The 2,612-nt window shown below is 69.5% G+C and carries 4 protein-coding genes; all 4 read left to right on the top strand.

The annotated features are described in order from the left end of the window. Nucleotides 1-630: transposase (locus tag VF468_21505; protein ID HEX5880867.1), on the top strand; the 630-nt coding region annotated here is incomplete at its 5' end. Nucleotides 631-1,043: 413 nt separating this feature from the next. After that, the gene (locus tag VF468_21500; GenBank protein HEX5880866.1) at nucleotides 1,044-1,337 is read left to right on the top strand and encodes a hypothetical protein; all 294 of its coding nucleotides are present in this window, start codon (nucleotides 1,044-1,046) and stop codon (nucleotides 1,335-1,337) included. Next, entirely contained in the window at nucleotides 1,292-1,930 is a 639-nt protein-coding gene (locus tag VF468_21495; protein HEX5880865.1) for a transposase, read from the top strand. The genes VF468_21500 and VF468_21495 overlap by 46 nt, the downstream gene beginning before the upstream one ends. Next, nucleotides 1,843-2,612, top strand: a 770-nt coding sequence (locus VF468_21490; GenBank protein HEX5880864.1) for a transposase, incomplete at its 3' end; no start/stop codon positions are given. The genes VF468_21495 and VF468_21490, both read left to right, overlap by 88 nt.

The raw sequence follows: 2,612 nt of genomic DNA, 5'->3' as shown, positions 1-2,612 counted from the left end.
CGCCGGGACGGGCAGAAGGTCCTGCTGGCGCTCAGGAACATGGGCGGCGAGAGCCGGGCGGCGTGGCGGGCGTTCCTCGACGATCTCGACGCCCGCGGCCTGAAGACGCCGGCGTTCATCATCGTCGACGGCGCCCCGGGCCTCGAGGCGGCGCTGGCCGAGCTGTGGCCGGATGCGCCGGTCCAGCGCTGCACGGTCCACAAGCACCGCAACCTCCTCGCCCACGCGCCGAAGTCGCTGCACGACGAGCTGACCGAGGACTACCGCGACATGGTCTACGCCGAGACCAAGGCCGAGATCGAGCAGCGCCGCAGGGCTTTCCTCCGTAAATGGCGGCTGAAGTGCAAGGCGGTGGCCGACAGCCTCGAGGAAGCCGGGGATCGGCTGTTCACCTTCACCCGCCTCGACCCGTCGCAGTGGAAGTCCGCCCGGACGACCAACGCCATCGAGCGGCTGCACGAGGAGTTCCGACGCCGGATCAAGACCCAGGCCGTGCTGCCCGACGCCGAGACGGCGCCAATGCTGTTCTGGGCGCTCTTGGCGTCCGGCCAGATCGTGATGCGAAAGGTCGACGGATGGGAAACCCTTTCTCAGCCTCTCGATCCTCAAACCCTTGACCTCGCCGCCTGACGCGGCGAAGCGTCACCTACCCCGGAGAACGCCGAACCGGAATTTCCACCAGCTTCGCGACGCCACCCCCGGACATAGCCGGTGTCGCACTTGGTTTGTGAGTCTACGCCCTCGTCACTTCCGTGGCGAAGCGAGCCTGGGCATCCGTGTCATGATTTGTGGCGACTGGTATCATCCTAAATTCGGCAGTTAGCGGTAGTGCGTTGGCGGGAAGGGTTTGAGATGATGGGGTATGTCCGACTTATCGCTGCCCCCGCAGCGGCACCCGGCGGGTGATCTACCTTGCGTTGAGCGGGAGGTCGTCCGCGGCCCTGTGTCCGTCGATACGTATGCCGGGCCGGTACACGTGGAATGGGACCAGATGCGGCGGTGACGCGCTCGGGCACCTGGCCTTCTTCGCCCACTATCTGAAGGTGAGCGGCCGGTTCGATGCGCTGATGGCGGATTGTCCGCTGGCCTATACCAGCCCGAACGCGCCGAAGCCGCGCGACGTGGTGGGCACGGCGATGCTGGCGATCCTGGCCGGGCAGTGGCGCTACGCGCACATGACGGCGCTGCGCGGCGACACCATCAATCCGCCGCTCTTGGGCATGACCCGGGTGGTGAGCGAGGATGCGGCGCGGCGCGGCCTGGGCCGGGTCCCGGGGCCGGAGGGTGCCACCTGGCTCTGCGGTCATCTGGACGACAGGGGTCGCGCCCGATCCTGACCGAGCCGTGGATCCTGGACGCCGACACCACGATCAAGCCGCTCTACGGTCACCAGGAGGGAGCGGAGGTCGGCTATAACCCGCACAAGCCCGGCCGGCCTTCGCACGCCTACCACAGCTTCGCGGTGGCGGGGGTGCGGCTGGTGCTGGACGGGGCGGTCGACGCCGGCAACCGCCACCGTGCCAAGCACGCCGGGCCACCGCTGTGGAACCTGCTCGGCCGGCTGCCGCGCAGCCACTGGCCGTCGCTGGTGCGCGGCGACCGGGACTGGGGCAGCGAGCCGACCATGGCGAGCTGCGAGCAGCGGGGCGTCGACTACCTGTTCAAGCTGCGGATGACGCGCGGCGTTCGCCAGGTGGTCGAGAAGTCGATGGACGGGCGGTGGGAGGACGCCGGCCAGGGCTGGTCGGGACGGGAGGGCCGGCTGCGACTCAGCGGCTGGAGCCGCTCGCGCCGGGTCGTTCTGCTCCGCCGCCGCCTGCCCGACGACGCCGTGGGCCCCTGGTGCGCAAGACCACCGATGGCCAGGGCGATCTGTTCTGGGCGGAGCCCGGAGGAGGCGCGGTGGTCTGGGAGTTCGCCGTGCTGGTGACCTCGCTGGACCTGGAGGTGCGGTCGCTGGCCCAACTGTACCGGGACCGGGCGGACAGCGAGAACCTGTTCGACGAGCTGAAGAACCAGTGGGGCTGGGCCGGGTTCACCACCCGTGACCTCGACCGCAGCCAGCACATGGCCCGGTTGATCGCGCTGGTCTACAACTGGTGGACGCTGTTCGTCCGTCTCGCCGACCCCGACCACCACCGCGAGGCGATCACCAGCCGGCCGCTGCTGCTGCACGGTGTGGCCCGACAGACCCGCCACGCCGGGCAGACCCGGCTGACGGTGACCTCCAGCCACGGGCGCCGCGATCGGGTGGTGCAGGCGCTGCGCGCCATCGCCGCGTTCTTCGCCGACTTGGTGGCAAACTGCGGAGCAGTTGACCGTCGCCAAACGGTGGTCCCGCATCCTCAGTCATGCCTTGCGGAAGTACTTGTACGGCCGCCAGCTCCGCTCCCCGCCCTGGCTCAACCCCCCGGCCCCCACACCGCAAGGTTGAAACGCGCCCACGCCAGCCCCGGCAAAACTCCGGCAACTGCCGGATTTAGGCTAACTGCTCCGCAGTTCGTCGAAGCTGGGCGAAGAAGGCCGCGATCGCGCGTAGGGCTCGCGCGGCGGCGCCCGCCTTGGCATGCTCGCCCAGCAGCGGCCCCACGCAGTGGTCCAGATGCCGCTCC

It is taken from the genome of Actinomycetota bacterium (assembly GCA_036280995.1).
Lineage (GTDB): Bacteria > Actinomycetota > CALGFH01 > CALGFH01 > CALGFH01 > CALGFH01.
The sequence above is the reverse complement of the archived record's forward strand: the minus strand, read 5'-3'. Positions and strand labels throughout refer to the sequence as shown.